The organism is Acidovorax sp. SUPP3334 (genome assembly GCF_030159055.1).
GTDB lineage: Bacteria > Pseudomonadota > Gammaproteobacteria > Burkholderiales > Burkholderiaceae_C > Paracidovorax.
Genome location: NZ_BQXQ01000052.1, coordinates 1 through 26,993, shown reverse-complemented (window position 1 = coordinate 26,993; position 26,993 = coordinate 1). Strand labels below are relative to the sequence as shown.

Below are 26,993 nucleotides of genomic sequence, written 5' to 3'. Positions count from 1 at the left end.
TTTGGTGACCATGGCGGCTGATGCCGAATTTGCGAACCTCTTGGCTTTGGCAGTGTGTGCATTGCAGTGTCATGTTCCGAAGCATCTCTCTTTTGCAGCAGGCACGCAAGACTTCTTTAGCAATCCCCCTTTTTGGCCTCCAGCACATATTCTTCTAGGGGGTGTTGCTATATAAATAATAGCAAACGCCCGTTTCACTCAAAACGTCTCGGTATCCACCTCGGCCTGTGCCTGCGGCGGGTAGCGGTCGCCCGCCATCGTGCCGTCGTGGATGAGCGCATCGAGCCGCTCCAGCAGGCGTGCGTCGAGCGTCACGTTCACCGCGCCCAGGTCGTCGCGCAGGTGCTCCACGCTCGTCGTGCCCGGGATCGGGATGATCTCCGGCGCCCGGGCCAGCAGCCAGGCCAGGGCCAGCTGCGCGGGCGTGCAGTCCGCCTCGCGCGCGATGGCCTCGTAGGCGCTCAGCAACCGCAGGTTGGCGGCATATGCATCGGGTGCGAAGCGGGGCAGGGTGCGGCGAATGTCGCCCGGCGAAAGCGCGGACACATCGCGCAGCGCGCCGCCCAGGAAGCCCCGCGCCAGCGGGCTGAACGCCACGAACGCCGTGCCCAGTTCGCGGCAGGCCTCGAGCACGGCGATTTCGGGGTTGCGCGTGCACAGCGAGTATTCGGTCTGCAGCGCGGTGATGGGGTATTCGGCATGCGCGCGGCGCAGCGTGGCGGCCGACACCTCCGACAGGCCCACGCCGCGGATCTTGCCCTCGCGCACCAGATCGCCCAGCGTTCCCACGCTCTCTTCGATGGGCACGCGCCGGTCCCAGCGGTGCAGGTAATACAGGTCGATCACGTCCGTGCGCAGCCGCCGCAGGCTGGCCTCGCACGTCGCGCGCAAGGTGCGGGGCCGTCCGTCGATCACGCGCACCAGCTTGCCGTCGCCGTTCACGTCCACGCCTTGCATGCCGCACTTGCTCGCCAGCGTGATGCGCTGGCGGTGCGGCGCCAGGATGTCTCCCACCAGCGTTTCGTTGGCCCCGAAGCCGTACAGCGCCGCCGTGTCGAACAGCGTCACGCCTTCGTCGAGCGCGGTGAGCAGCACCCGCTCGGCCTGCTCGCGCGAGGCCGGCACGCCGTACGCGTGGCTGAGGTTCATGCAACCGAGGCCGATGGGGTGGACCTGGAAGGGGCCGAGGGAGCGGGGGGTGGTGGGCATGCAAAGTTCTTTGAAAAGGCATGAGTTTCCTGCTGGAGGTCATCAAGCCGCAGCAAAACTGGTATGCAGTGTTTTAGCGGCCCTCCGCCGAAGGTCCGCACGGTAGCACAGGGCATTACAGTGCCGCCGCGATAATTCACGCCTGGGCATGCGAATCCCCTCGCGTGATCGTTATGGGGTGTCTGAAGGAGAAGATGATGTTGGTGACTCGACTCAAACTGAAGAACTGGCGAAACTTCCGAGCCATTGATGTGCCGCTCAGGGAGGTGTCTTATCTTCTCGGGCCGAACGCTTCAGGCAAGTCCAATCTCCTGGATGCATTTCGGTTCTTGCGCGATGTAAGCAAATCGAAAGGCGGCGGCTTACAAACGGCAGTCGCTGACCGCGATGGCATCAGCAAACTGCGTTGTCTCCATGCTCGAACCGATAACGAGGTGTTGATCGACATCGAGTTGGCATCTAGCGCAGATTCGGAGCCTGAATGGCGCTATGTGCTCGGGTTCAAGCCAGAGGGCAAAGGCGCGCAGAGAATCTTGATTTCAAATGAGCAGGTCTGGAAGGACGGGCGACGTCTCTTCCAGCGTCCTGATGCGGACGACAAGGCAGACCCCATCTTGTTGACGCAAACGCGTCTGGAACAGATCGGTGCCAATGGGCGGTTTCGAGAAATGGCTGAATTCTTCGGCACCTTGACCTATCTTCATCTGGTGCCGCAGTTGCTGAAATTCGCCGAAAAAATGGGCGTCAATCGAATGGAGGACGATCCCTTCGGGCAGGGCTTTCTGGAGCGCATCGCCAAAACGCCGGAAAAAACCCGCACAGCACGCCTGAACAAGATCGGCGCGGCGCTGAAGTTGGCCGTTCCTCAGTTCGCTGAACTGCGATTCACACCGGACAAGCTGGGACATCCGCATTTAGAGGCCTTGTACGTTCATCACCGGCCAAACGCAGGCTGGCAATCGGAAGAGCATTTTTCAGATGGCACATTGCGTCTGCTGGGGCTGCTGTGGACGCTGCTGGAAGGTAACTCCCTGCTATTGCTGGAGGAGCCCGAAATTTCCCTCAACGACGCGATCGTGAAGGAGATTCCATTGATCTTGCAGCGCTTGCAACGCAACAAGAAGGTGCGGCGGCAAATTTTGCTGAGCACGCACAGTGAAGCCTTGTTGAGCAATCCTGGCATCGATGGCCGGGGTGTCGTGCTGTTGGAAACCGGTGAGCAAGGCTCCACAGCGCGAACCGTCACTGCGCAGGAAGCGCTCGAAATGCAGGCAGGGTTGTCCGTGGCGGAAGTCATATTGCCCAAGACCCGCCCGGCATCAGTGAACCAGTTGGGCCTTTGGCAATGACGCTGGTGGCTTTGGCTACGGAAGACGCGTTGAGTGAAGCCATCGGCCAGCGGCTTCTACTGGAGTTGCCTGTCGCCGTGACCCCGAGTCCTTTGTTAAGAAAGGACGGTTTCGGCTATCTGCGTTCAGGCATGCCCAAATGGCGAAATCTGGCGAAGCTGCAGGCCGTGCTGATCATCACGGATCTTGACCGGTTGAACTGCCCCCGGAAATTGATAGACGATTGGCTGGGAAGCCAGCCAGCGCCAGAGAATTTGTTGTTGCGCGTGGCGGTAAGGGCAGCGGAGTCATGGGTATTGGCCGACCATGACGCGTTGCGCAAGCTGTTGGGCTCCAAGGGAAAATTGCCCGTAGCCCCAGACACTCTGCCTGACCCTAAGAGTCATCTTCTGGGCCTTGCCAAGGCTGCAAGCAGATCCGTGCGAGAAGATTTGGTCCAGCAAACCGGGTCAGTGGCAAGTCAAGGAATCGGATACAACAACCGGCTCACTGCCTGGGTCCATTCGGAATGGAGCCCCGAAAGGGCGTCGCAGCGCTCACCCAGTCTGCAGCGTGCGAGGATGCGTCTGAGGGAATTGCTCGTCTCGCCGTCGCAGGAGTGACGATGCCGTGGGCGGCACGCTTGTCGCGCGCGTCATCCTCAATCAACGATGCGCGCCACCGCGCGCAGCGCCTCGGGCGTTGCCCCGCCCCAGCCGAAGAACTCCAGGTACGCGGGAATCATCTCGAACAGCATGTCGGTGCCTTCCTGCACTTGGCAGCCCCGGGCCGCGGCGGCCTGCAGCAGCGGCGTGCGGGCCTGCGACATCACCACCTCGCCCACGAAGGTGCCGGGGGCGATGCGGTCAACGTCGAAGGGCAGGGGATCGTCCCGGCGCATGCCCAGCGGCGTGGCGTTGACGATCAGATCGAACCCCGCCGGGTCGTTGCTGCCAAGCGCCGTGCGCAGGGCGGGGTAGTGCTGCTGCAGCCGATGGGCCAGGGCGCTCGCCCGGGTGGCGTCCACATCGAACAACGCCAGTTCGGCCACGCCGGCGGCCGCCAGCGACGCGGCGATGGCCGACCCGACGCCGCCGCAGCCGGACACCAGCGCCCGCCGGCCAGCCAGGGCCAGGCCCTTGCGCTGCACGCCGCGCACGAAGCCCGCGCCGTCGAACTGGTCGCCCAGCAGCCGCCCGTCGGGCAGCCGCAGGATGGCATTGCAGGCGCCCGCGATGGTGGCCGTGGGCGTGAGCGCATCCACCAGCGCCAGCGTGCTCACCTTGTGCGGCATGGTCACCAGCGCGCCGTGCCAGTTGGTCATGCGGCGCAGCACCTGCAGCGTGGCGGGGTAATCCTCGGCCTGCACGCCCATGGGCACCACGAGGGCGTTGATGCCCTGGTGGGCGAACCACGGGTTGTAGATCATCGGGGCCTTGAAGGCCTCGGTCGGGTAGCCCAGGTGGGCGATCAGGCGGGTGCTGCCGTTGATGATTTGGTGCATGGCGGGCCTGCGGCTTCAGCGGCCGCGTCCGTGGCTGCGCAGGGTGTGCTGGCGGGCCTGCTCGTACGCGGCTGCGGACAGGGGCTGGGCATCGGGGCGCCCCAGGTCCTGCGTGGGGATGCGGAAGGTCTCGCGTGCCGACCAGGCGGCCAGCGCCGCGACGGCCGTCACCGCGAATGCGATGGCGCCGACGGTGGCGGGCACGCTGGTCGAGCCGGGCGGCGCCACGGCCGCGAACAGCGCGGGCAGCAGGGCCGTGAGCGTGGTGCCCACGTTCTGCGAAATCGCCATCGACGTCACGCGGGTGCGGGCGGGGAACAGCTCCGGGTAGAAGCTGGGGAACACGGCGTTGTAGCCCTGGTACACCACGCCCCACATGAGCAGCGACAGGCCGATCGCCATCGGTACGTGGTGGATGCTGATGGCGTAGAGGTACAGAAACGCCAGCAGCCCCGACAGCAGGGCCCCCACGATGATCGGCGGGCGCCGGCCGATGCGGTCCGACAGGTTGCCCACGTGCGGGATCACGAGCACGGCCACGATGTTGCCCAGCACCGGAATCCACAGGTACACGCTTTTGTCCATGCCCACGCCATAGCCCGGCTGCACGGCGTAGGCCGCGCCGAAGACGGTGGCCACGACCGGAATCACGTTCATCAGTGCCATGCACACCACGCGCAGCATGTTCGCTCCGTTTTCCTGCAAGGCTTGCACGATGGGGGCGCGCGGCACCGCGCCCTGCCGGCGCTCGGCGGTGAACACGGGGGTCTCCTGCACCTCGCGGCGGATGTAGTAGCCCACCAGGATCACGATGAAGCTCAGCAAAAAGGGAATGCGCCAGCCCCAGGTGTTGAACTGCTCGGCTGGCAGAAAATACGCCAGCGGCAGAAACACGGCGGCCGCCAGCACCTGGCCCGCCTGCACGCCCTGCAGTGCGAAGCTGGCATAAAAGCCCCGGCGCCCGGGCGGCGCGTGCTCCAGGATCATGGAGCTGGCCCCCGAGATTTCTCCCGCCACCGCGAAGCCCTGTATGAGGCGAAGCACCACCAGCATCGCGGGAGCGAGCAGGCCCGCCTGTTCATACGTGGGCAGCAACCCCACGGCCAGGGTCGAAAACCCCATCAGGAACATGCACAGCACCAGCACCTGCTTGCGGCCATGCGTGTCGCCCCAGTGGCCCAGCACCAGGGCGCCGATGGGGCGGGCCACGTAGCCCACGCCATAGGTGGCCAGCGACGCCACGATCGCCGCCGTCGGGTTGCCCGCGGGAAAGAAGATCTGCGGAAAGATCAGCGAGGCGGCGGTGGCGTAGATGAAGAAGTCGTAGTACTCCAGCACCGAGCCGATCCAGCCACTGGCGGTGGCTTTGCGCGTCTGCTGCAGGCCGCTGTCGGCGGCGTTGTGGTCTGGCATGGGTTGTCTCCCCTGTTGGAATGGTTGGATGGGCGCAAAAGCCAGCGTCGGGCGCTTTGCGGAGCATCTCATGCCTTGGGGGGCATTTCGGCCATCCATGCATGGCGTTTGGCGGCGGGCCGCTGCGCCTCCTCAGCCTTTGCGTTCGAGTTCCTTGGCGTACCGGTGGCTGGCAGCTCCCAGGATGATGCCGAACACGATGAACCCGAGGCCGAAGGCGTGGCCGAAACCGAACCACGATCCTTTGCCGCCGCCGGAAAAGGCGATGAACAGGGCCCCCGCCATGATGAAGAACAAGGGCGCGAGAAACCGGTTGCGCCGCTGCGCGGCCAGTACGACGCCGCTTTGCGCGACCTGCGAGTCCAGGGTGCGGGCCTTGGTTTCGCAAGGGCCGTGGTTGCAGCAGATGGAGTGGCCCAGGTCTTTCACGCAGGCCGGGCAGATCCCCTTGTTACAGGCGCGGCACGTGCCCACGGCGTCGGCGTCCTGGTGTACGAAGCACTTCATGGATTCTCCTGTTGGGTGGTGGCCATCGCGCGCACTTTAGCGTTGCCGAAGCGGCGGGACATCGTCGATGGGCGCCCAGCCTTGCACGGATTCAGGCGCGGCCTGGGCGGGCAGGGCCGTGGACGTGGCGGAAAAGGTTTGCTGGTACCGGAGCACGCCCGCCTCCCATCGGAAGTCCTCGGCAAAGCCCTTGGCGACCACTTCCAGCCGGGCGATCTTCCAGCCGGCCACGTCGATCAGCGCAGCGCAGGTGATGGGCCCGGTGGCGTAGTCGGTGGTCAGCCATTCCTGCGCCGCCAGAAAGCGCGAGTCGGGCGACCACCAGAGGGGCTAGCCGAAGATTCTGTGCGGGATGTCGCGGCCATCGATCGACAGGCGAAAGTACGCCGGGCCGAACCGGATCTCGCCTTCCAGGCGCAGCGCTGCCCGGTGGGTTCCGTCGGAAGAACGTGCCATGTTTGGAATCGCTGGAGTCGCTGGGATGAAGGATGAAGGATGAAGAGTGGAGCCAGCCCGGGCGCCGTTGCGGGAACGGGCACTCCGGGAGCGGCCATCACTTGAAAAGGATGCGAACGATGCCCACGAGCAAAAGCACCAGGGCGACGGGCAAAAACCACCAGAGCATCCCCAGGGCCGAGGCTGTGCCCCGCAGGCTCCACGCCAGCAGCCCCAGCGCGACGCCGCCGATGCCCATCGCCAAGAACAGGAAGCGCCCGACCTTCTCCGAAGCGTCGCCGAACAGGTGCTCGTCCGAATCGCCCATGTGCATCGCGAGCAGGCCGAAAGGCACGGCGGACAGCAGCAAAGCCCACCGGGGCGCATCCAGCTTGGCCGCCAGCCCGGGCGGAATGGTCAGCGCAATGAGCAGCAGGATCTTGGACATCGTGGTTCACCCGGCGAGCGCCGGCGGCGCAATGTCAGTCGTTTCTCGGGCATGGCTTCGGAAGGGGGCGATGGCTGAAACGCCCGCTGGGCCTGCGGCATGGCCGGCACCGGCCCGCCTCGGGACCGGTCCTCGGCCGCCCGCGTCACATCGCGAAAATCTTTCCCGGGTTCATGATGTTCCGGGGGTCCAGGGCGCGCTTGATGGCCCGCATCATGTCCACGGCGCCCGCGCCCGTCTCGTCCAGCAGGAAACCCATCTTGTGCAGGCCCACGCCGTGCTCGCCGGTGCAGGTGCCGCCCAGGCGCAGGGCGCGGGCGACGAGCTGGTGGTTCAGGTTTTCGGCGGTGAGGCGTTCCTCGGCGCTGTCCGGGTCGATCAGGTAGCCGAAGTGGAAATTGCCATCGCCCACGTGGCCGACGAGAAAGTACGGAATGCCGCTGGCATCGGCCTCGGTCACCGAGTCGAGCAGGCAGTCGGCCAGGCGGCTGATGGGCACGCAGGTGTCGGTGCTGATCGCACGGCAGCCCGGGCGGCTTTGCACGGCGGCGAAATAGGCGTTGTGCCGCGCGGTCCACAGGCGCGTGCGCTCCTCGGGCGTGGTGGCCCATTCGAAGGCATTGCCGCCGAACTCGGCCGCGATCTCCTGCACCAATTCGGCCTGCTCTTTCACCCCGGCCGGCGAGCCGTGGAATTCCATGAGCAGCATGGGTTCCTCGCGCAGGCCCAGCTTGCTGTGCGCGTTGACCATGCGCACGGTGTGCGCGTCGATCAGCTCCACGCGCGCGATCGGCACGCCCAGCTGGATGGTCTGGATGGTGGTGCGCACGGCCGCCTCGATGCTGGGGAACGAGCAGATCGCCGCCGACACCGCCTCGGGCAGCGGGTACAGGCGCACGGTGACTTCGGTGATCACGCCCAGCGTGCCTTCGCTGCCCACCATGAGGCGGGTGAGGTCGTAGCCCGCAGCGCTCTTCTTTGCCCGCGTGCCGGTGCGGATGATCTCGCCGCTGGCGGTGACCACCTCCAGCGCCAGCACGTTCTCGCGCATGGTGCCGTAGCGCACGGCATTGGTGCCGCTGGCGCGGGTGGCGCACATGCCGCCGATGCTCGCGTCCGCGCCGGGGTCGATGGGAAAGAACAGGCCCGTGTCCTTGATGGCATCGTTGAGCTGCTTGCGCGTGATGCCGGGCTGCACGGTGACGGTGAGGTCATCCGCATCCACGCTGAGCACGCGGTTCATGCGGTTCACGTCGATGCTGATGCCGCCTTGCACGGCCAGCAGATGGCCTTCGAGCGACGAGCCCGCGGCATAGGGAATCACCGGAACATCGTGCCGGGCCGCCAGCTTGACGGCGTCGGCCACGTCCTGCGCCGTCTCGGCGAACACCACGGCCGACGGCGGCGGCGCTTTCAACGAGCCCTCGTCGCGCCCGTGCTGTTCGCGCACGGCCTGGGCGGTGGAGCATTGCGCCCCGAAGCGCGCGGCCAGCGCGTCGAGCAGGGCTTCAGGGACCGCGCGCAGCTGGATTTCGGGAAGCAGGTGCGTGGCGGCGGCAGGGGCGTTCATGGCGTGTCTCCAGGCATATTCGTGTATGCGGTCTTTTCATTGTAGGCAGCGGAGTCCGGCCCGGGTATGCCCGGGATTGACCCCTGCGCCGGGGCGTATTTACATTGCGTTCGAAATGGATAACGTTCGCCGCCGATGATCCATCGCACGCCCCGCCGGCCCGCCCCCAGCCGCACCCATGCCGAGCGCAGCATTTCGTGGCCGCGGCATGGAACCTCGTCTATGCGCAGCCACGCTTCATGGCGGCGTGGAACATCTACCTGGGCAGCCGCGACCAGCCCGAGGTGGTCGAGCACATCGCCGCGCTGCGCCAGACGCTCGATGCCCGCATGCATGCAGGCTTCTTCGAGGCGTTCCCCGAGCTGGCGGGCGACCCGCAGCGCGAAGGCTTCGTGGGGCTGGTGTTCTCCACGCTGCGCGGCCTGGGCCTGCTGCAGATGTTCCACCCGGCCGAGGAGGCCGGCGCATCGCAACTCGATTGCCTGGCCACGCTGATCGCGCAGCGCTGCGACCGCTTCGGCCACGCTGCGCCTTCAGCGGCGAGGCGATCCCGCGCGCCGGTTTCCCGGCCTTCCGCCAAAAAAGAAAAAGCGCGCAAGGCATAGCGGCGCGGCGCGCGGCGCGCAGAGGGCCGCACGCGCTGCCGCCCTCCGCGCTGTCCGGCATCCATCACGACCCCAGGAGACAAAAACCATGAATCCCTCTTGCCCCGCGGCGCTGCGCGCCATCGCCGGCGCCGCGTTCCTGCCGCTGGCGGTCCGGTCTGCCGCCCAGCCGGCGGCCTACCCCTCGAAACCGATCCAGCTCATCGCCCAGCAGCCCCCGGGCAGCGCCTCCGACGCCATGACGCGTGCGTGGGCCGACTGCGCCGCGCGCGAACTGGGCCAGCCGGTGGTGGTGCAGAACAAGCCCGGGGCCAACGGAATCCTGGCCGTCAACGCGCTCAAGTCGCAGCCGGCCGACGGCTACACGCTGATGACCATCGGCATGTCGCAGATGACCATCACGCCCTACGTGTACAAGCAGCCGCCCTATGACCCGCTGCACGACTTCGACAGCGTGGCGGTGCTCGGCAGCACGCCGCTGGTGCTGGCGGTCCCGGCGGGGCAGGGCGTGACCCGGCTGGCGCAACTGGCCGACCTGGCCAGGGCGCAGCCCGGCGGGCTCGACTTCGGATCGCCCGGCAAGGGCAGCCCCGCGCACCTGCTGACCGCCGCATTGCTCGAACGCATGGGCGTGGCGGGCACGCACGTGCCGTTCGTGGGCGAAGGCGCGGGCTTGACGGCGCTCATGGGCCAGCAGATCCATGCGATGACCCTGGTGATGGGCGCGGCCGCGCCCCATGCGAAGTCCGGCAAGCTCGTGCCCCTGGCGGTGTTTGCGCCGCAGCGATCGCCCCTGTTGCCCGACGTACCCGCCATCGGCGAGGCATTGCCGGCCGCCCAGGACCTGGCCCGCACCGCGTGGATCGCCGTGGTGGCCCGCACCGGCACGCCGCCCGCGCTGGTGGCCTCGCTCAATGCCGCCACCGAGAAATGCCGCAGCGGCGACACCGCCTACCGCACGCGCATGGAGGCGATGAACGTCACCCTGGGGCCTTCGGTGCCCGGCGATGCAAGCACCTGGGCGGCACGCGATACTGCGGTCTGGAGACCGTTGATCGACAAATTGGGATTGGCCACTGAATGACTTTGGATACCGTGCCGATCGTGCACATGGCCCACGGCGGTTGGCTGCAAGGGCGCCATGACCGCGGCGTGGCCGTGTTCCGGGGCGTGCCCTATGCGCGGGCCCCGCAGGAAGCGCTGCGTTTCGCTCCCCCCGAGCCGGCCGCTGCCTGGACGGGCCTGCGCGATGCCACCGCGTTTGCCCCGGTAGCGCCACAGTGGCCTCGCGGTGGCGGCGAGAACGCCCGCATGCTCGGCGGCGCGGATTGCCTGGCGCTGAACGTTTGGACCCCCGAGCCCCGCGCGGCGGCGAATCTGCCGGTGATGGTGTGGATTCCCGGCGGAGGCTTCATGCGGGGCGGCGCGAGCGACCCGCTGTACGACGGGACTTCGTTCGCGCAGAAAGGCATCGTGCTCGTATCGCTGCAGTACCGGCTCGGCGTGGACGGCTTCATGCATTTCGGCAGTGAGGCGCCCGCCAACCGGGGCCTGCTCGACATCCTGGCCGCGTTGCGCTGGGTGCGCGAGCACATCGGCGCATTCGGTGGCGACCCGGACCGCGTGACGGTGTTCGGCGAATCGGCCGGCGCGGGCGCCATCGCCTGCCTGATGGGCATGGACGCGGCGCAGGGCCTGTTTCACCGCGCCATCCTGCAAAGCCCCAGCGTGGCCTGCCAGACGGTAGCTGAGGCCGACGGGGTGCGCCATGCCGTGGCGCAGTGCCTGGGCGTGCCGCCCACGCTGCGGGGCCTTGGTGATGCGCCGCTGGCCGAGGTGCTGTTCGCCGTGCACCGCCTGGCCGAAGACGAAGCCCTGCGCGACCGGCATGGCATCAGCCGCCGCAACATGTTTCCGCTGCGCCCGGTGATCGACGGGCAGGTGCTCGCGCAGGCGCCGCTGGCTGCCCTGCACCGCCGGTGGGCAACGCCGCAGCGCACGCCCTTGCAGGTTCTGGTGGGCAGCAATGCCGAGGAAATGCGCCTGTACCACGTGCCGAACGGCGCCATCGACCGCATCACGCAGGACGACGTCACCGCCTTCATGCGGGACACGGGCCTGCCGCCCGCTGCCCGCCAGGCGTATGCGGCGCTGCCCGCATGCCAGGGGGGCGCCCATGCGGGTGAAATGCTGTGCGCCATGCAGGCCGACTACTACTACCGCGTGCCCGCGCGCCGCATCGCGGCCCTGGCCGTCGCCCACCGTCTGCCGGTGCACCTGTATGAACTGGAATGGCGCTCGCCCCAGTGCGGCGGGCAACTGGGCGCGGCGCACGGCATGGACCTGCCGTTCGTCTTCGGCAACCTGGACACCTCCACCGGCCGCGAACTCACCGGCCAAGCCCCTGCGCAGTCGCTGGCCGATGCCATGCACGGCGCGTGGGCGGACTTCGCCACGCAGGGCGACCCCGGATGGCCCGAGCATGGCCCTGCCACGCCCTGGATGCAGTTCTTCGACGACTTGAACTGGTGCGGTCCGGCACCGTTCTCTCCCGCCATGAAGGCATGGGACGGCGTGCTGTGAGCTGATCCGGCCGGGCCAGGCGCCAAACTGGTGCATCTGGCTTGTATACCAGTTGGCATGGAACCTGCGTAGTTCCGTGCCAATGACCAGCGCCACCGAAATCAGCAACCGCATCATCGAAGCCGTGATGGCGCAAAAGCTCGCTCCTGGCTCGCGCCTGGGGGAGCAGCAGCTCGCCATGCTGTTCGACTGCAGCCGCACCATCGTGCGCGAGGCGCTCACGCGGCTGTCCACCCGGGGCATCGTCACGGTGAGCGCCCGGCGCGGCTGGTACGTGATCGAACCCTCCGAAGACGAAGCGCGCGAAGCCTTCGAGGCGCGGCGCGTCATCGAACTGGGCCTTCTGCACCAATTGAAAACAGTGGACAAGGCAGCGGTGCGCAAGCTGCGCGCCCACCTGCAGCGCGAGAAGGCGGCCCTGGCCGGCACCGACGTGGGGGCGCGCAGCTTCCTGCTGGGCGACTTTCACGTGTGCCTGGCCGAATGCCTGGGCAACGGCCTGCTGGCCGACACGCTGCGCGACTTCACCGCGCGCACCACGCTCATCGCCATGCTGTACCAGTCCTCCCACGATGCGGCGCAATCGTGCGAGGACCACGTGCGCATCGTCGAAGCGCTGGAGGCGGGCGACATCGCCCGCGCCGAGTCGCTGATGGCCGAGCACATCGGCTCGGTGCAGTCGGCCCTGCGCCTGCAGGCCAGCCCCGATCCGCTCGAGCACCTGCGCAGCGCGCTGGCGCCCGTGCGCACCGGGCGCGGAGGGGCCGCTGCCGCGGCGGCCCCTTCTTCTTCCGAATCCCCGTCCCCTGCTGCGTCTCCGGGCGACGCATCCACCTACTTAGGAGCCTTGCTATGACCTTCGCCACCCGCTTTCTTTCCCGCCGCCTGGCCCTGGGGCTCGTGGCCGCTGCCGGCCTCGTGTGCGCCATGGCACCCGCGCAGGCACAGACCGCGCTGGACGACATCATGAAGTCCAAGACGATCAAGATCGCCATTCCCACCGACTACCCGCCTTATGGCTTCGTCGGCACCGACCTCAAGCCCCAGGGCCTGGACATCGACATGGCCGAACTGATCGCCGCCAAGCTGGGCGTGAAGGTGGAGCTGGTCGCCGTGACCAGCGCCAACCGCATCGCCTACCTGCAGACCAAGAAGGCCGACCTCGTCATCTCCACGCTGGGCAAGAACGCGGAACGCGAGAAGGTCATCGACTTCACCTCGGCCTATGCGCCGTTCTACCAAGCCGTTTTCGGACCGAAATCGCTCACCGCCAAGGCCTGGAGCGATCTGGCCGGCAAGAGCGTGGCGGTCACGCGCGGGGCGATGGAAGACCAGGAACTGGCCAAGGTCGCGCCGCCCAGCATCGATGTGAAGCGCTTCGAGGACAACAACGCCACCATCGCCGCCTTCGTGGCCGGCCAGACGCAGTTCGTGGCCACCAGCGCCTCGGTGGCCGGCAACATGATGCAAAAGAACCCGCAGCTGCAGGCCGAATACAAGCTGCTGCTGAAAGACAGCCCCTGCTTCATCGGCCTGCCCAAGGGCGAGGCCGCGCTGATGGCCAAGGTCAATGAAATCATCGCCGGCGCCAAGAAGAGCGGCGAGCTGGACACCATGGCCAAGAAGTGGCTCGGCCGCCCCGCTGGCGACCTGCCGATCTGAGCCTGCGCGCTTCGCATTCTTCGCTCCGCCTTCCCTGACCCGTTGACCTGATCGGCTGCCCATGCGCATCGAGTTCGACTTCCTGGCCGTGCTGTCGCAGTGGCCGCTGCTGGCCACGGGCGTGGCCTGGACCCTGTCCCTCACGGCGGTGGCCACCGTGGTGGGAATGGCCGTGGGCATCGCATGCGCCTGGGCGCGGGCCAGCGGGCCGGCGGCCCTGCGCTGGCCGGTGGGGGCGTATGTGGAATTGATCCGCAACACGCCCTTCATCGTGCAGCTGTTCTTCATTTTCTTCGGGTTGCCCGCGGCGGGCGTGAAGCTCTCGCCGGAGGCCGCCTCGTTCATCGCCATGGTGATGAACCTGGGGGCGTATTCCACCGAGATCATCCGTGCCGGCATTCTGGCCACGCCACGCGGCCAGGTCGAGGCGGCGGTGAGCCTGGCACTGTCGCGCGTGCAGGTCTTCACACGGGTCGTGCTGCCGCCTGCATTGCGCAAGGTATGGCCGGCCATGGTGAGCCAGATCGTCATCGTCATGCTCGGCTCCGCGGTCTGCAGCCAGATCTCGGTGCAGGACCTCAGCTACGCCGCCAACCTGATCCAGAGCCGCAACTTCCGCGCGTTCGAATCGTTCATCGTGGCCACGGCCATCTACCTGGTGCTCTCGATCGCCCTGCGCCGGCTGCTGCACTGGCTCGGCCCGCGATTTCTCTTCGGCCGCTGAGTGCGGCCCGCGACGCCGGCACACGCGATCTGGACACATTCAGCAAGGACAGCGAGATGGTCGATTTCACCCTCTGGGACATTCTGCGCAACCTGCTGCTGGCGGCCCGCTGGACGGTCGTGCTCTCGCTCATCGCCTTCGTGGGCGGCGGCCTGGTGGGCGGCCTGCTGCTGGTGGCGCGGCTGACGGGCGGCCGTGCGGCGGAGCGCGCCGTGGGCCTGTACGTGCAGGTCTTTCAGGGCACGCCGCTGCTGATGCAGCTGTTTCTCTCGTACTTCGGCCTGGCGCTGGTAGGGCTCAATGTTTCGGCGTGGACTTCGGCCGCCGTGGCGCTCACCCTCTACACCAGCGCGTTTTTGGTGGAAATCTGGCGCGGCTCCGTAGCCTCGGTGCCCAGGGGCCAGTGGGAGGCTTCGGGCAGCCTGGCCTTGTCGTTCGGCGAGCAGATGCGCCACGTGATCCTGCCGCAGGCCATCCGCATCGCCACCGCACCCACGGTGGGTTTTCTGGTGCAGGTGGTCAAGGGCACGGCCCTGGCGTCGGTGATCGGTTTCGTCGAACTGACCAAGGCCGGCGGAATGATCGCCAACGCCACCTTCAAGCCCTTTGTCGTCTTCGCCTGCGTGGCGCTCTTCTATTTCGCGCTGTGCTTTCCCGTGAGCCTGTACGCGCAGCACCTCGAAAGGAAGTTCCATGGCCATCGTCGCTGAAACCCCGGCCGATGCCCCTGCCGTGGCCGCCACCGCACCCGTGGCTGCCCCGGTGGCCACCGGCCGGCCCATCGTGCAGATCACCGCGCTGCGCAAGTCCTACGGCACCAACGAGGTGCTCAAGGGCATCGATCTCACGGTGCAGCCCGGCGAGGTGATCGCCATCATCGGCAAGAGTGGCTCGGGCAAGAGCACGCTGCTGCGCTGCATCAACGGGCTGGAAACCTTTCAGGACGGCGCACTCACCGTGGATGGCAAACCGCTGCTGCACGACAGCGCCATGGCCATGCGCGAGCTGCGCCAGCGCGTGGGCATGATCTTTCAGAGCTTCAACCTTTTCCCGCACCTTTCGGTGGGCCGCAACGTCATGCTGGCGCCCACGCTGGTCAAGCAGCGGTCGCAAAAGGACGCTGCCGCGCAGGCCGCCAAGCTGCTGGAGCGCGTGGGCCTTGCCGAAAAGTTCGACGCCATGCCCGAGCAGCTTTCCGGCGGACAGCAGCAGCGCGTGGCCATCGCCCGAGCGCTGGCCATGGAACCCGCCGTGCTGCTGTGCGACGAAATCACCTCCGCCCTCGATCCCGAACTGGTGGGCGAGGTGCTGCGCGTGGTGGAGTCGCTCGCCCGCGAAGGCATGACCCTGCTGATGGTCACGCACGAAATGGCCTTCGCCCGCAAGGTGAGCAACCGCGTGATCTTCATGCACCAGGGCCGGGTGCACGAGATGGGCCCGCCGCAGGATCTGTTCGGCGACCCGCAGACGCCGGAGCTGCGGCAGTTCCTGTCTTCGCTGAACGACTGACGGCGCGGCGCAGGCACGCGCGTCAAGGCCCGCATGCCTCCCAGCATGCGGGCCCGTCGGGGTTGGATGGAGTTCGTGTGGTAGTTGCTCCGGGCGGCGTCAGGAGTGGGCGCCAGCCTCGAATTCCGAGCGCGAGAGGGAACCGTTGTGGTCCTTGTCGAGCTCCTTGAAACGGTTGCCGATGGCGGGCAGTCTTGCTGCCTCCGCCAGGCTCAGCTGGCCGTTCTTGTCGGTATCGACGCGTTCAAACGCGTCGGAAGTGGGTTGTGCGGTCGGCTGTGCGCCGCCGAACGTGGCGCCTTTGGCGCCAGGGTGCAGGCCCATGGAGGTGCCCGACGAGGTCTGGTTGGGTTGATTGGAGGGCGAGGTGAGGGCGGGAGAAGCTGTCTGTGCATGCACTGCGGCGCCTCCCAGGGTGATCGCCGCAAACAGCATCACGCTGCGGGAGTCGAAGGGAAGGGACCGTCGTTGCTGAGCTGCCATGGGTTCACGCTCCGTGAAAGTTGAACAGGGTTGCATTGCACCGCAACATGCGGTGTCCGGCCAGCATTTTTGCCCGCTGTTGCCGCGATACACATTTGCCTGCCGGTTGTAACGCACAATGCCCGCGGCCGCCTTTGGCGCGGCCCGCAACGCACAAGGAGCAGCCCATGGGCAACCGACTGACACAGATCGCCACGCGCACCGGAGACGACGGCACCACGGGCCTGGGCGACAACACCCGCGTCTCCAAGGACAGCCCCCGCCCCCATGCCATGGGCGACGTGGACGAACTCAATTCGCACATCGGCCTGTTGCTGTGCGAACCGCTGCCGACCGAGGTGCGCACGCTGCTGTCTGACGTGCAGCACCAGTTGTTCAACCTGGGCGGCGAGCTGTCCATCCCCGGCTTCGAGCTGCTCAAGGACGAGGCGCTCGCGCAGCTCGACGAGGCCCTGGCCACCCACAATGCGGCCCTGCCTCGGCTGGCCGAATTCATCCTGCCCGCCGGCACGCGCGCGGCGTCGCAGGCGCATGTGTGCCGCACCGTGGCCCGGCGCGCCGAGCGGTCGGTGGTGGCGCTGGGCGCGGTGGAGGCCGTGCGCGATGCGCCGCGGCGCTACCTCAACCGGCTGTCGGACCTGATGTTCGTGCTGGCGCGCGTGCTCAATCGCCTGGATGGCGGTGACGACGTGTATTGGAAGAGCGAGCGCATGGCGCGTGCTGAGTCCGGCGCGCCGTAGAAGGCTGTGGCTGTGGCTGTGGCGTTCAGCGCGGCGCCAGCATGGCGATGGTCAGGCGAGAGACGCACGTCAGCTCGCCGTCGTCGTTGACCATGTCGATCTGCCACACCTGGGTGGTGCGGCCGATGTGCACGGGCCTGGCGGTGCCGGTCACCCAGCCGCTTCGGGCCGAGCGCAGGTGGTTGGCGTTGATGTCCAGGCCCACGGCGTGCCAGCCTTCGGGCGCGGCGTACACCGCGCCGACGGAACCCAGGGTCTCGGCCAGCACCACGCTCACGCCGCCGTGCAGCAGGCCGAAAGGCTGCTTGGTGCGCGCATCGACGGGAACGTGGGCACGCAGGAAGTCGTCACCGATCTCGGTGAACTCGATGCCGAGGTGGGACACGGCGGTGTCTTCGTTGCCAGCCTGCACGATGGACAGATCGATGGGGCGCTTCCAGATGGACATAAGGCTCCTTGCGTGAAATGGGAGAGAGCGGACCCGCAGTACGGAACCGGCAAAATGGGCCGCATTATCCGGTGGCCGCCAGGCTTGCCGAGTCGCTCAGGTGCGCATGGAGCCGGTCTTTAAAAACCGTTGGTGCCGACACATCGCAGCGGCATGCAACGTTTCGCATGCAACCGGGCGTCTGGAGGCGATCCCGGCACGATGCCGTCGAAGCTTCAGCTGTTTGGCGCGGCGGCGAACCGCCCTCCAGAAATTTCCCCTCTCTATGACCACACCCGTTGCAGCCCGCACACTGGCCCTGCCGACCCCAGCCGCGCCTGCCACGGAGCAGGAGGCCACCCGCCAGCCGCCACCAGTGCAGCGTGCGCCGTTGGAGGCCGGCCCGCTCGCGTCTCGTGGCGCTGCGCAAGAGGCCGGGACGATGGCGCCTCGGCAATCGCTGGCTGCACGGCAAGGGAGGGCGGGGGCTTCCTCTTCCGGCACCGCGGCGCCCGCCATGGAATCTGCGATGCATCGGCAGGCGCACGCGCTGTTCGAACGTGCCCGCAAAGCGTTGCTGGACCGCGTGCCGTTGAGCAGGGCCCAGTTTTCGGACATCGTGGCCCTGGCAGTGGATGCCCGGATGGCCGAAAGCGATCGACGGGCATTGGCCGAGGCCCTGGCGGAACATCCGCAGGGCGTGTCGGCGCTGTATTCCCTGGCAGGCAACAAGGGGGCAACGGTCGAGGCCCTGTCGATCGTCGCGGCGGCGGTGGCTCTGCGGCACACAATCGACATCGAAAAAAGTGAGATCCCGCAGGTGCTCGCTCTGCCGGAGCCGGTACGCCTTGCGGTAGCCCTTGCGCAACAGGCGCTGGATGCGCAGAACCTGCAGTTCCATGGCCGCCATCGCAGTGGCTTTTACCGTCTCGATCTGGCGCCGGCCAGCCATTCAAGGCTGTTTGCCCAGGCCCTGCAGCTTTTTGCGCCCCTTGCCAACGACAAGGAACTGCTGAGGCTTGCGGGTGAGGAATTTCAGCGTTGGAAGCCTGCCTGGGGCAATTTCGCCGAGAGGACGCATTCGGACCCCGCCATCCGCTTGCAGGCGCTGAAACGGACGCTGGCTGACATGCAGCTTCCACCCGTGCTCCAGCGCATCGCCGATGGCGATCCCACCCACCGCGGCGCCCTGGCGCGCGTGACGCATCAACAGTGGGCATTCGACGCCGCTGTCATGTTCGGTGGCTTGCAGCCCTCGGGACTGGCGGGGCTGGAGGGCACTTTGCAGTCTTTGGCGCGACTGCACGCACCCCAGCTGCGCCAGCAGCTGGCGGAGCGGCTGGCGCTGCAAGTCCACGCCGGTGACGATGCCCGCGGCCATCTGCGATTTGCAGCACCGTTTCGCCGGCCCCACATGCGCAGCCTGGCCATCGCGCTGCATCCTCTGTTTGCGCAAGCAGGCAGCCCTGCCCAGCCTTCGGCGCAGTTGCTGGAGGTCTTGGGCGCGTCCGATCTCAAGAACGGCCGTTGGCTGCACCGGGCGCTGAAGGACCTGACCCTGCTGGCAGACAGCGAGTGCGATCTGTCTCATGAACAGCGCCGCCAGCTTCTGGAGCATGCGCTGCCTGCCGGTGGCACCGTGTCGCAGCGTTGCCGCGGCTTTCTCGAGAACCTGCGGTTCCTCGCCATCGCGGTGCAGTGCACCGCAGTGCAGGAGGGTGAGCCGCCTTCCGCCGTGCTCGGCATGCTGGCCAGTCTGGCCCAGTCTCCGAGCAAGCCGGCATCGATCAAATCGGCGATCGAACCCGCGCTGCGCCTTGCGATGCCGGGAGCCGGTGGCCGTAACGAGAGCCCTGAGAGTCTGGCCGGATGGAATGCGGTGCTCTCTTCCTGGCGGCAACCCGAAGCGCTGATCGTCCATGCACAGAACATCCGCTCCAACCTCGACGAGGTCGATGGACAAGAGGCCGTCCTGAACGCGCTGGATCGATTTGCCGACAGCGCCGTCTGGCCGCAAGAAGGGCTCGCCCGATTCCGGGCCTTGCGGTATTCCACGAACGAATCGGCCCATCTGGCCGATATCGAGAAGCTGGCCCCTGAGGCCTATGCGCAGTGGAAGAGGCCCGTGGCACTGGAGGCGTCTGCACATCCGCTCCCTGTCGAGGACACCGACAATCCGGAGGATCTGCTGCTGTGTGGAACCGACGTTGCGAGTTGCCAGAGCGTCGAAGAGGACACGCAGTACAGCAAGGCCCTGATGGGCTATGTGATCGATGGCAAATACCGCATGCTGGTGCTTCGGGCGCATGACGGCACCATCGCTGCGCGTCGCATGGTCCGGCTCCTGCTGGACGAGGCGGCGGGACAGCCGGTCCTGTATGTCGAGAAGCTGTATGCCAACACGGGCATGCAGGCCGATGGGCCGGAGGACCAAGCCTTGATGCAACTCGCCCGGCGCAAGGCAGATGCGATGGGGTGCGCGCTGGTGTGCGCTGCACCGCAGAGCCGCGACGAAGAGGGCGAGACGTTGCCGGCCTACGGCGGCGTGCTGAAGTCCCTCGGCAGCCCGGCGCCCTACGAGTACGTGGATGCGAAGCACATCGACGCGGACGACAAGGAACGGGCCGCAGGCGGAGTGGTCGAGGGCGGCCAATACACGGTGAAAAACGCCTACCGGCTGCAGTGATTTGGCCGCCCGCCTTGGCGCCCCTCGGCGCCAGTTCGGTCAACGCGGCTTGGAGCGGCATGGTACGTAGGCTTCGGGCCTGGTTCATCGCCTCGGCGAGCGGCCGCGCCGCACTTCGCACTCACCCGGGGGGGGCTTCGATGCCTCCCCTCCTTCATGGCACCGTGGCGCGGGGGCCGGGGGCTTTCAGGTGCGCATGGAGCCGGTCCTCACATAGCGCTCGTGCCACGACAGCGCCTCGCCCAGCAGATGGGGGGTATGGCGCCCGCCGCCGCTGGCCTCGGCGCGGGCCACGTAGTCGCGCAGCGCGGGGCGAAAGTCCGGGTGCGCGCAGCGCTCGATCACCACGCGCGAGCGCTGCGAGGGCGATAGCCCGCGCAGGTCGGCCAGGCCCTGTTCGGTCACGATGACCTGCACGTCGTGCTCGGTGTGGTCCACGTGCGAGGCCATGGGCACGATGCAAGAGATGGCGCCGCCCTTGGCCAGCGACGGCGTGAGGAACATCGACAGGTAGGCGTTGCGCGCGTAGTCGCCCGAGCCGCCGATGCCGTTCATGATCGACGTGCCCATCACGTGCGTGGAGTTCACGTTGCCGTAGAGGTCGGCCTCGATCATGCCGTTCATGGAAATGAGGCCCAGGCGGCGGATCAGTTCGGGGTGGTTGCTGATCTCCTGCGGGCGCAGCACGATGCGTTCGCGGTAGAAGCCGAGGTTGCGGGTGAACTCCTCGGTGGCCGCCGGGCTGAGCGACAGGGCCGTGGCCGAGGCGCTGTCGAGCTTGCCCGAGCGCAGCATGTCCAGCATGCCGTCCTGCAGCACCTCGGTGTAGGCGGTCATGTGATCGAAGGGGCCGCTGTTCAGGCCCGCCAGCACGGCGTTGGCGATGTTGCCCACACCCGATTGCAGCGGCAAGAGGTCGGGCGGCAGGCGGCCCTTCGATGCGCCGCGCCAGAGCACTGGGCACGGCCTTGGGGTAGCCCGCGCCGGTGAAGCCGCTCATGCCCACGCGCGCGCCGTTGGGAATCAGCGCGGCGGCCTGCTCGGCCGACATGGTGCGCTCGCGCAGCAAGGGGTTGAGGACGCGGCTGGGTGGGGTCATGGGTGGAGTTTTTGGGCAAAGAATTGCTTAGCGTAACCCACCGGATTGAATGGGCGGCACCAAAAAGTGCCCTGCACAATTTTCAACTCGGTTACTGATTGTTTGTGACTATAAGTTGCTTTATGTGCGTGCATGGACTGAAAACTTTCCATCTAACGGGATATGATCGCCGCCGTTTCCAAGCCCAATCTGCTTTGGCGCCTGCACATTGGCCCGCGCGCACGGTCCTTCAAAAAAAGAAAAACAACCGCATGCCCATGGCCGTAGCCCCCTGGGCGCTGGCGCAAACACCCTCACCTCCCCTTGCCTGAACCTGGCAAACGATCCCGAGAAAGAACGACAGCATGAGTGGCAAACCAGCGGCGCGGCAAGGCGACATGACCAAAAAGGGCGGGCCCATCGTCCAGGGCTCGGCCACCGTACTGATCGGCTCGGCGGGTGGCGTGGCGTGCTCCGTGTGCCCTGGAGGCATGGCGGTGGGCAGCCCCGTCAACCCGGCGCTGGGAGCCAAGGTGCTGATGGGCGGGGACGAGGTGGACTTCAGCCTGCCCGGGCCCATGCCGCTCGTGTGGCAGCGCCAGTACAGCAGCTACGTGAACGAAGAGCACGGCGCAAGCTGCGGGCTGCTGGGCTACGGCTGGAAGCTGCCCATGGAACTCGGCCTGCAGCTGCAGGCCGAGCGCACCGTGCTGCTGGACACCGGCGGGCGGGCCATCACCTTCGACGAGCCCCTGGCGCCGGGCGAGGCCCAGTACAGCGCCAGTGAAGACCTGTGGCTGCTGCGCGGTGGTGGCGCAGGCTGCACATTGCCCGCAGCCGCCCCCCTCTCGCGCACCCCGTGCGAGCTGCAGCCGTGGGCTTGGCAGCCGCGCTGGGCCCACGTGCCCGAAGAAGTGCGGGCCGATCCCCGGTGCGTGATCGCCGCGTCGGGCGGTGGCAGTGGCAGCGGCGGCGCCGTCTGGCTGCTGTGGCCGGGCACGAACGGCCACCACCGACTGGGCCAGGTGCTGGACCGCTTCGGGCGCAGCCAGCATTACGGGTATGACGAGCACGGGCGGCTCACGGGCATCACCGATGGCAGCGGACGGCGTTATGCCCTGCACTACAACCGGGAGCGAGCGCGAGACGGCAGCGCGGCCACCGCCTCCAGCCTCACCCCCACAGCGACATCCCACCCGCTGCTCGGTGCGGACAGCGGCGAGCGCCTGACCGGCGTGGACTGCGTGCACAACCCCCTGGATGCGGCCTGCACCGGCACTGGCTACCGGGTGCCGCTCGTGCGCTACCGCTACGACAGCGCGGGCGACCTGGTGGAGGTGCTGGGCCGGGACGGCCAGCGCACGCGCGAGTTCGGCTACGACCGGCTGCACCGCATGGTGCGCCACCGGGTGCGCAGCGGACCGCTGCACACCTACGTCTATGAAGACCAGGGCGTGGCCACGCCCCGGCCCGGCGCCCGCGTGGTGGAGCAGCACAACGAGCAAGGGCTGTCGTACCGCTTCGAATACCGCGATCCAGAGGTCGCTGCGACTGCAGCAGCCGCCGCCCATGCAGGCGCTGCCGCCAAGACCGATCCCGCCGTCCTTGCTCCGGCCACTGCGCAGCCCGTGCCGGTGAGCGAAGTGCGCGTGCGCGACAGCCTGAACCGGCTCACCTGCTACCACTTTGAAGGTGCCGGCGCAGACAAGCGCCTGGTGCGCCTGGTGTCGCCCGATGGCGCCCAGCAGCGCTACCAATACGACAGTGCGGGCCGGCGCGTGGCCCACACCGACCCGCTGGGGCGCACCACCTGGTGGCGCTACGACGGCGCCGGGCGGCTGCTGGGCACGCAGCACCCCGACGGGCGCAGCACCCGGCATCGCTGGGGCGAAGCGGGCTCCGCGCAGGACGGGCTGTTGCTGCAGAGCGTAGGCTTGGGGGCGCTGCCCACCCACATGGACTACGACGCCTGGGGCCGGCTGCTGCAGGTCACCGTGGGCGAGCCCTAGGGCCTGGATGCCCCGGCCCTTGCCACCCGCTTCGAATATGCCCTCCTGACCGCCCAGGGCGCCATCGACCCCGCCACGCGCGCCTGGTGCGACCAGCCCGTGGCCGTCATCGACGCGCAGGGCGGGCGCAAAGCGCTGGCCTACAACGGCGCCGGGCAACTCACGCGCCGCACCGACTGCTCGGGCCGGGTCCATGCGTGGCACTACGGCGCCTGGGGCGAAGTGCGCGAAGAGATCGACGCCCTGAACCAGCGCACGCGCTACCAATACGACGGCGCGGGCCGCCCCACCTGCGCCATGGCCCCCGACGGCACGCAAGTGCAATACCGCTGGGGCCCGAACGGCGAACTGCAGGCGGCCACGCACGGCGCGCAGCCCGTGGGAGAAGGCGCCACCCCCAGCGGCACGGCCACCACCTCGGTCACCTACGCCCATGACCTGTGGGGCCGGGTGGTCGCGCAGACGCAGGCCGGCCGGGGGGTCGCGCTGCGCTACGACGTGGCCGGACGGCTGGTGGAGCTCATCAACGAAAACCAGGCCATCACCCGCTTCGTGCATGACGCGGCGGATCGCCTGGTGCAGGAAGTTGGATTCGACGGACGCACCCAGGCCTACGGCTACGACGCGGCGGGGCAGCTCGTGCACAAGAGCGACGGCCACGGCGCAGGCCACCACCCGGGCCTGCAAGGGGCCGCAGCGCAAGGGCTGATCGCCACCGTGCGCAGCCGCACGCACTACGACGATGGCGGGCGCATCGCGGCGCGCGTTCTCGTGCGATCGGCGGGCCTGCAAAGCGATGAGCAGGGTGAGACCCTGCAGATCCATGCCTACGAGCATGACGACCGGGGTGCCCTCGCGGCGGCCCGCACCTGGACGGCCCACCTGCCCTGGGCGGCCACGCAAGGCGGCGCTCACCCCCAGAGCCTGGGCGAGCAATGGCTGGACGTGCCCGGCCCGCTGCTGCGTGCCCTGCTGGCCCCGCCCACCGGAGAGCCCGGCACGCAGCCCGACCCAGCCCTGGCCGAAGCCGCCCAGCGCCTGCAGGCCGGGCGCCTCATCGCCGACACCCGCGTGGCCCTGGAGCGCGACGCCTTGGGCCGTGCCACCGGCGAGGCGCAGACCCTGTACCGCCAGGTGCCTGCCACGCCCCACCTGGGCGGTGAGCCTGCGCCAGAGTTCGAACACCGCATCGCCCACCGCCTGGGAGCGCTCGGCCAGCGGCTGGGCAGCCAGCTGCAGGGCCTGGGCGAGCTCGATTGGCTGGCCTACGGCTCGGGCCACGTGCACGGACTGCTGCTGGACCAGCGCCCCGTGCTGGACCTGGAGCGCGATGCGCTGCACCGGGAAGTCGGCCGCACCTTGGTCATGGACAGCGGCCAGGCGCTGGCCCACGCCGCAGACATCACCCAGGCCCGGCGCCTGGACCCCATGGGACGGCTGCTGCAGCAAGACTGGCAAGGGCTGCCCCGGACAGAAGCGGCGCAGGCCTCAGGGCCGCTCGCAGCCCTGTCCGTGCGCCGCTACACCTACGACCCGCTGGGCCAGCTGGTGGGCGTGCAGACCCCGGCCCATGCCACGCGCTACCACTACGACGTGCACCAGCGCCTGACGGGCGTGGCGCATGCGGGAGCGGAAGGTGTGGGCCATCGGCGCTGGCACCTGGACCCCGCCGGCAACCGGCTGCCCGAACTGACGGCGGGGGGCGGCGCACCCGGAGCGCAGGGGCCGGGTCAAGACTGGGCCAGCCAGGTGCGCCAGAACCTGCACGACCCTGGGTTCGATCTGCTGGCGCCGCGAGGGCGATCCAGCCAGCCGGGCGGGCCGATAGAGCAATGGCCGGGCAACCGCATCGGCTGGAGCAGTACAGCCGAAGGGCAGGCGATCCAGTACCGCTACGACGCGTTCGGCAACCGGGTGCAGGCGCAGCACGCCGATGGCCGCACGCTGCGGCTGCAGTACGACGCGCTGCACCAGCTGACGGCGGTCTTCGAGCAGGGGCCGGGCGAGAAAGGCTTCACGCCCATCGCGCGCTACCGCTACGACGCGTTCGGGCGGCGCCTGGGCAAGACCGTGGTGCGCCAAGGGCAAGGGCAAGGGCAAGGGCAAGGGCAAGGGCAAGGGCAAGGGCAAGGGCAAGGGCAAGGGCAAGGGCAAGGACGAGAGAGCGGCACCGAAGACGTCACCTGCTACGGCTGGGACGCGGACCGGTTGGTGCACACCGAAGACGGCCAGGGCATCCGGCACACCGTGTACGAGCCGGGCAGCTTCGTGCCGCTGTTGCAACTGCAGCGCAGGCAGCGGGCCAAGGACGCGGTGCAGACGCTGATGAACCTTGGCGCGGAGCCGGGGGACGCCACCACCGATGCGGCGGACAGCTTCGCCGCCATGCCGAAAGCGCAGCGGGAGATGGTGCAGGCGGCGCTAGAAAGCGTGCTGGACCCGGCCAACGGTGCGAAGGCGCTGCAACGCGCGCAGGCGCACATGCCCAAGGAACTGGCGCAGCTCATGGCGCACAGCGTGGGCCGGTTGCAGGCCGAGAGGCAAGCGCAGGCGAAAACCAACCCGCTCACCATCCGGCACTACCTGTGCGACCACCTGGGCACGCCGATCGGGCTGGTGGATGGCAATGGGGAGAGGGCGGGCCAAGTGACCTGGGCGGCCAGCCATGACGCGTGGGGGGAGGTGCGGGAGGAATACGACCCGTACCGGATCGAGCAACCGATCCGATTCCAGGGGCAGCAGTTCGATGCAGAAACGGGGCTGCATTACAACCGGTTCAGGTACTACGACCCGAATCTGGGGCAGTACATCACCCAAGACCCGATTGGGTTGGAGGGAGGAAATAACTTTTACCGTTATGTTGAAAGACCAACCACTTACATTGATCCACTCGGATTAAGCGGAAATGCCCACCAACGCGCTGTCAAACGGGGGGAGGCTCATAGGCAGGCATCAATTGACTCGCAGACGGCCGGAATGCTTGAAGCGCCGAGCCATCCATTGGATAAGGTTTATGACGTCGTTAATCCGAATGAAAAGGTTTGGGCGCAAGCAAGTCCATACGACTATACGCAATATTGCAAAAAATGGAGCAAAAACAAATTAACATGTCAGCCCGGCGATAAGGAGCCTGGCAAAGATATTCAAACTCCTAGTGATTACATTCCCAATACAGATTGGAAAACTTCCGAAATTCCTGCTGGATATGATTGTGACTCTCCATTTTATTTTAAAGATTTGCAAGAAAGGGGTTCTGCGCCAACGGCAGATAAAGATGATTTGATGGAGCTAATGCATAAGATGCGTCAAAATAGAAAAGGAACACGGAAATGATCAAGGGCAAAAATTTTTTCATCTTTATTTTTTTGGGAGCTTTACCTTGTTTTTCTAGTGCCAATTTGGTTGATACAAATTTGTGCGCTGCAATTTTTACGGAAAAATATGTGGCAGCAGAATTTCCAATACCAGATCAGAAAGAATGGCATTGGTTTCAGCGGGCGATAACTCCTGAGAAACCCGAGCATGCTTGGATTGCTGAGCCAGGAACTCTTGAAAATAATGTTTTTAAAAGCAATGGATTGGCATTTTCCATGTCAGTTGGCTCGGCAAATTTGGCAGGAAAAAAAGAAAAAACTGGGAGCATGAAGGAACTTATAGAGGTTGCTAAAAAAAATGCCTATCTGACAAAAAAACCAGAATCACCTGCTGAGCATGAGAATAATTTAAATTTAATAATGAAAAGTGAAGTGGGGGCAAAGCTCGTAGAGAAAGATATTTTCATACTATCTGTTTTTGATAAATCAAGCGTTGCTTTGGCCAAGTCGGGGAATCCGACCCACATGCGTTTGCGCGCTATTACGTCAAATGCCAATTCATCTTACGAGTGCATGCCGAAGATCGAGTATGTAAAAATATCAAATTAACGCGCCTGACGCACTTTTTAGGGCGGCGGATTCAAAAGTGAAGTGCAACACCTTGGGTTCAATGAATCTCGGTGGAGTGCTGCGGGCTGTTGATGAGCAACTCCCGGTAGACCGCCAGAGGTGATCGTACCCCGAGGCCTTTCCTGGGCC

Annotated in this window: 25 protein-coding genes and 1 pseudogene; 15 read left to right on the top strand and 11 right to left on the bottom strand. The window is 66.7% G+C overall.

Annotation, left to right across the window (positions count from 1 at the left end; genetic code table 11):
- Positions 1-198: 198 nt before the first annotated feature.
- The gene (locus AVHM3334_RS21205; RefSeq protein ID WP_284415475.1) at positions 199-1,209 is read right to left on the bottom strand and encodes an aldo/keto reductase; all 1,011 of its coding nucleotides are present in this window, start codon (positions 1,207-1,209) and stop codon (positions 199-201) included.
- A gap of 194 nt (positions 1,210-1,403) precedes the next feature.
- Between AVHM3334_RS21205 and AVHM3334_RS21200 the strand changes: the two genes are divergently transcribed.
- Both AVHM3334_RS21200 and AVHM3334_RS21195 read left to right on the top strand, forming a co-directional pair.
- The gene (locus tag AVHM3334_RS21200; RefSeq protein WP_284415474.1) at positions 1,404-2,558 is read left to right on the top strand and encodes an AAA family ATPase; all 1,155 of its coding nucleotides are present in this window, start codon (positions 1,404-1,406) and stop codon (positions 2,556-2,558) included.
- Positions 2,555-3,160, top strand: coding sequence for a hypothetical protein (locus AVHM3334_RS21195; protein ID WP_284415473.1), 606 nt, complete (start codon positions 2,555-2,557; stop codon positions 3,158-3,160). The genes AVHM3334_RS21200 and AVHM3334_RS21195 overlap by 4 nt, the downstream gene beginning before the upstream one ends.
- A 38-nt stretch (positions 3,161-3,198) precedes the next feature.
- Here the strand turns inward: AVHM3334_RS21195 and AVHM3334_RS21190 are convergent, their stop codons facing one another.
- From AVHM3334_RS21190 to AVHM3334_RS21160, 7 genes are all read right to left on the bottom strand, one after another.
- On the bottom strand, positions 3,199-4,032 hold the full coding sequence (locus AVHM3334_RS21190; RefSeq protein WP_284415477.1) for a shikimate dehydrogenase family protein: 834 nt from the start codon (positions 4,030-4,032) through the stop codon (positions 3,199-3,201).
- A 24-nt stretch (positions 4,033-4,056) separates the two neighbouring features.
- Positions 4,057-5,454 (bottom strand): MFS transporter, encoded by a 1,398-nt coding sequence (locus AVHM3334_RS21185; protein ID WP_284415472.1) that lies wholly within the window; start codon positions 5,452-5,454, stop codon positions 4,057-4,059.
- Between the two features lie 132 nt (positions 5,455-5,586).
- Positions 5,587-5,961, bottom strand: a complete 375-nt coding sequence (locus AVHM3334_RS21180; RefSeq protein ID WP_284415471.1) for a DUF485 domain-containing protein — start codon at positions 5,959-5,961, stop codon at positions 5,587-5,589.
- Between the two features lie 36 nt (positions 5,962-5,997).
- The gene (locus AVHM3334_RS21175) at positions 5,998-6,192 is read right to left on the bottom strand and encodes a hypothetical protein (RefSeq protein WP_284415470.1); all 195 of its coding nucleotides are present in this window, start codon (positions 6,190-6,192) and stop codon (positions 5,998-6,000) included.
- A 99-nt stretch (positions 6,193-6,291) separates the two neighbouring features.
- The gene (locus AVHM3334_RS21170; protein WP_284415469.1) at positions 6,292-6,417 is read right to left on the bottom strand and encodes a hypothetical protein; all 126 of its coding nucleotides are present in this window, start codon (positions 6,415-6,417) and stop codon (positions 6,292-6,294) included.
- 97 nt (positions 6,418-6,514) lie between these two features.
- The gene (locus AVHM3334_RS21165) at positions 6,515-6,844 is read right to left on the bottom strand and encodes a hypothetical protein (protein ID WP_284415468.1); all 330 of its coding nucleotides are present in this window, start codon (positions 6,842-6,844) and stop codon (positions 6,515-6,517) included.
- Positions 6,845-6,989: 145 nt separating this feature from the next.
- On the bottom strand, positions 6,990-8,414 hold the full coding sequence (locus tag AVHM3334_RS21160) for an FAD-binding oxidoreductase (protein ID WP_284415467.1): 1,425 nt from the start codon (positions 8,412-8,414) through the stop codon (positions 6,990-6,992).
- 197 nt (positions 8,415-8,611) lie between these two features.
- On the opposite strand from AVHM3334_RS21160, the gene AVHM3334_RS21155 reads away from it, so the two are divergent.
- From AVHM3334_RS21155 to AVHM3334_RS21120, 8 genes are all read left to right on the top strand, one after another.
- A complete protein-coding gene (locus AVHM3334_RS21155) occupies positions 8,612-9,019 on the top strand; it encodes a hypothetical protein (protein WP_284415466.1) in 408 nt (135 codons plus the stop codon).
- A gap of 88 nt (positions 9,020-9,107) precedes the next feature.
- Positions 9,108-10,103 (top strand): Bug family tripartite tricarboxylate transporter substrate binding protein, encoded by a 996-nt coding sequence (locus AVHM3334_RS21150; protein ID WP_284415465.1) that lies wholly within the window; start codon positions 9,108-9,110, stop codon positions 10,101-10,103.
- Positions 10,100-11,602: a carboxylesterase/lipase family protein gene (locus AVHM3334_RS21145; protein ID WP_284415464.1), complete on the top strand. Its 1,503-nt coding sequence runs from the start codon at positions 10,100-10,102 to the stop codon at positions 11,600-11,602. The genes AVHM3334_RS21150 and AVHM3334_RS21145 overlap by 4 nt, the downstream gene beginning before the upstream one ends.
- Positions 11,603-11,684: 82 nt before the next feature.
- Positions 11,685-12,458, top strand: a complete 774-nt coding sequence (locus AVHM3334_RS21140; RefSeq protein ID WP_284415476.1) for a GntR family transcriptional regulator — start codon at positions 11,685-11,687, stop codon at positions 12,456-12,458.
- Positions 12,455-13,264: a transporter substrate-binding domain-containing protein gene (locus AVHM3334_RS21135; protein ID WP_284415463.1), complete on the top strand. Its 810-nt coding sequence runs from the start codon at positions 12,455-12,457 to the stop codon at positions 13,262-13,264. Before AVHM3334_RS21140 ends, AVHM3334_RS21135 begins: the two co-directional genes overlap by 4 nt.
- 61 nt (positions 13,265-13,325) lie before the next feature.
- On the top strand, positions 13,326-13,988 hold the full coding sequence (locus tag AVHM3334_RS21130; protein WP_284415462.1) for an amino acid ABC transporter permease: 663 nt from the start codon (positions 13,326-13,328) through the stop codon (positions 13,986-13,988).
- Between the two features lie 56 nt (positions 13,989-14,044).
- Positions 14,045-14,698 (top strand): amino acid ABC transporter permease, encoded by a 654-nt coding sequence (locus AVHM3334_RS21125; RefSeq protein ID WP_284415461.1) that lies wholly within the window; start codon positions 14,045-14,047, stop codon positions 14,696-14,698.
- The gene (locus AVHM3334_RS21120; protein ID WP_284415460.1) at positions 14,682-15,497 is read left to right on the top strand and encodes an amino acid ABC transporter ATP-binding protein; all 816 of its coding nucleotides are present in this window, start codon (positions 14,682-14,684) and stop codon (positions 15,495-15,497) included. Before AVHM3334_RS21125 ends, AVHM3334_RS21120 begins: the two co-directional genes overlap by 17 nt.
- A gap of 99 nt (positions 15,498-15,596) precedes the next feature.
- Here the strand turns inward: AVHM3334_RS21120 and AVHM3334_RS21115 are convergent, their stop codons facing one another.
- Entirely contained in the window at positions 15,597-15,980 is a 384-nt protein-coding gene (locus AVHM3334_RS21115; protein ID WP_284415459.1) for an EF-hand domain-containing protein, read from the bottom strand.
- A gap of 167 nt (positions 15,981-16,147) precedes the next feature.
- On the opposite strand from AVHM3334_RS21115, the gene AVHM3334_RS21110 reads away from it, so the two are divergent.
- Positions 16,148-16,720, top strand: coding sequence for a cob(I)yrinic acid a,c-diamide adenosyltransferase (locus AVHM3334_RS21110; protein WP_284415458.1), 573 nt, complete (start codon positions 16,148-16,150; stop codon positions 16,718-16,720).
- Between the two features lie 25 nt (positions 16,721-16,745).
- On the opposite strand, the gene AVHM3334_RS21105 is transcribed toward AVHM3334_RS21110, so the two are convergent.
- On the bottom strand, positions 16,746-17,168 hold the full coding sequence (locus AVHM3334_RS21105; protein WP_284415457.1) for a hotdog fold thioesterase: 423 nt from the start codon (positions 17,166-17,168) through the stop codon (positions 16,746-16,748).
- A 553-nt stretch (positions 17,169-17,721) separates the two neighbouring features.
- Here AVHM3334_RS21105 and AVHM3334_RS21100 point away from each other — a divergent pair.
- A complete protein-coding gene (locus AVHM3334_RS21100) occupies positions 17,722-19,833 on the top strand; it encodes a hypothetical protein (RefSeq protein ID WP_284415456.1) in 2,112 nt (703 codons plus the stop codon).
- Between the two features lie 186 nt (positions 19,834-20,019).
- On the opposite strand, the pseudogene AVHM3334_RS21095 reads toward AVHM3334_RS21100, so the two are convergent.
- Positions 20,020-20,766 (bottom strand): annotated as a pseudogene (locus AVHM3334_RS21095) (acetyl-CoA hydrolase/transferase C-terminal domain-containing protein); the annotation flags it as partial.
- 510 nt (positions 20,767-21,276) lie between these two features.
- Here AVHM3334_RS21095 and AVHM3334_RS21090 point away from each other — a divergent pair.
- The 3 genes from AVHM3334_RS21090 to AVHM3334_RS21080 all read left to right on the top strand — a co-directional run bounded on the left by AVHM3334_RS21090 (position 21,277) and on the right by AVHM3334_RS21080 (position 26,843).
- Entirely contained in the window at positions 21,277-22,920 is a 1,644-nt protein-coding gene (locus tag AVHM3334_RS21090; RefSeq protein ID WP_284415455.1) for a DUF6531 domain-containing protein, read from the top strand.
- Positions 22,921-23,019: 99 nt separating this feature from the next.
- Positions 23,020-26,253 carry an RHS repeat-associated core domain-containing protein gene (locus AVHM3334_RS21085; protein WP_284415454.1) on the top strand — a complete coding sequence of 1,078 codons (3,234 nt, stop codon included), beginning with the start codon at positions 23,020-23,022 and terminating at the stop codon, positions 26,251-26,253.
- Positions 26,250-26,843, top strand: coding sequence for a hypothetical protein (locus tag AVHM3334_RS21080; RefSeq protein ID WP_284415453.1), 594 nt, complete (start codon positions 26,250-26,252; stop codon positions 26,841-26,843). Before AVHM3334_RS21085 ends, AVHM3334_RS21080 begins: the two co-directional genes overlap by 4 nt.
- Positions 26,844-26,993 lie beyond the last annotated feature (150 nt).

What these genes read in the sequence shown, in the direction of transcription:
- AVHM3334_RS21205 (WP_284415475.1), bottom strand. Translation starts at nt 1,209, where the DNA reads ATGCCCACCACCCCCCGCTCCCTCGGCCCCTTCCAGGTCCACCCCATC.
- AVHM3334_RS21200 (WP_284415474.1), top strand. Translation starts at nt 1,404, where the DNA reads ATGATGTTGGTGACTCGACTCAAACTGAAGAACTGGCGAAACTTCCGA.
- AVHM3334_RS21195 (WP_284415473.1), top strand. Translation starts at nt 2,555, where the DNA reads ATGACGCTGGTGGCTTTGGCTACGGAAGACGCGTTGAGTGAAGCCATC.
- AVHM3334_RS21185 (WP_284415472.1), bottom strand. Translation starts at nt 5,454, where the DNA reads ATGCCAGACCACAACGCCGCCGACAGCGGCCTGCAGCAGACGCGCAAA.
- AVHM3334_RS21180 (WP_284415471.1), bottom strand. Translation starts at nt 5,961, where the DNA reads ATGAAGTGCTTCGTACACCAGGACGCCGACGCCGTGGGCACGTGCCGC.
- AVHM3334_RS21170 (WP_284415469.1), bottom strand. Translation starts at nt 6,417, where the DNA reads ATGGCACGTTCTTCCGACGGAACCCACCGGGCAGCGCTGCGCCTGGAA.
- AVHM3334_RS21165 (WP_284415468.1), bottom strand. Translation starts at nt 6,844, where the DNA reads ATGTCCAAGATCCTGCTGCTCATTGCGCTGACCATTCCGCCCGGGCTG.
- AVHM3334_RS21160 (WP_284415467.1), bottom strand. Translation starts at nt 8,414, where the DNA reads ATGAACGCCCCTGCCGCCGCCACGCACCTGCTTCCCGAAATCCAGCTG.
- AVHM3334_RS21150 (WP_284415465.1), top strand. Translation starts at nt 9,108, where the DNA reads ATGAATCCCTCTTGCCCCGCGGCGCTGCGCGCCATCGCCGGCGCCGCG.
- AVHM3334_RS21145 (WP_284415464.1), top strand. Translation starts at nt 10,100, where the DNA reads ATGACTTTGGATACCGTGCCGATCGTGCACATGGCCCACGGCGGTTGG.
- AVHM3334_RS21140 (WP_284415476.1), top strand. Translation starts at nt 11,685, where the DNA reads ATGACCAGCGCCACCGAAATCAGCAACCGCATCATCGAAGCCGTGATG.
- AVHM3334_RS21135 (WP_284415463.1), top strand. Translation starts at nt 12,455, where the DNA reads ATGACCTTCGCCACCCGCTTTCTTTCCCGCCGCCTGGCCCTGGGGCTC.
- AVHM3334_RS21130 (WP_284415462.1), top strand. Translation starts at nt 13,326, where the DNA reads ATGCGCATCGAGTTCGACTTCCTGGCCGTGCTGTCGCAGTGGCCGCTG.
- AVHM3334_RS21125 (WP_284415461.1), top strand. Translation starts at nt 14,045, where the DNA reads ATGGTCGATTTCACCCTCTGGGACATTCTGCGCAACCTGCTGCTGGCG.
- AVHM3334_RS21120 (WP_284415460.1), top strand. Translation starts at nt 14,682, where the DNA reads ATGGCCATCGTCGCTGAAACCCCGGCCGATGCCCCTGCCGTGGCCGCC.
- AVHM3334_RS21115 (WP_284415459.1), bottom strand. Translation starts at nt 15,980, where the DNA reads ATGGCAGCTCAGCAACGACGGTCCCTTCCCTTCGACTCCCGCAGCGTG.
- AVHM3334_RS21110 (WP_284415458.1), top strand. Translation starts at nt 16,148, where the DNA reads ATGGGCAACCGACTGACACAGATCGCCACGCGCACCGGAGACGACGGC.
- AVHM3334_RS21105 (WP_284415457.1), bottom strand. Translation starts at nt 17,168, where the DNA reads ATGTCCATCTGGAAGCGCCCCATCGATCTGTCCATCGTGCAGGCTGGC.
- AVHM3334_RS21090 (WP_284415455.1), top strand. Translation starts at nt 21,277, where the DNA reads ATGAGTGGCAAACCAGCGGCGCGGCAAGGCGACATGACCAAAAAGGGC.
- AVHM3334_RS21080 (WP_284415453.1), top strand. Translation starts at nt 26,250, where the DNA reads ATGATCAAGGGCAAAAATTTTTTCATCTTTATTTTTTTGGGAGCTTTA.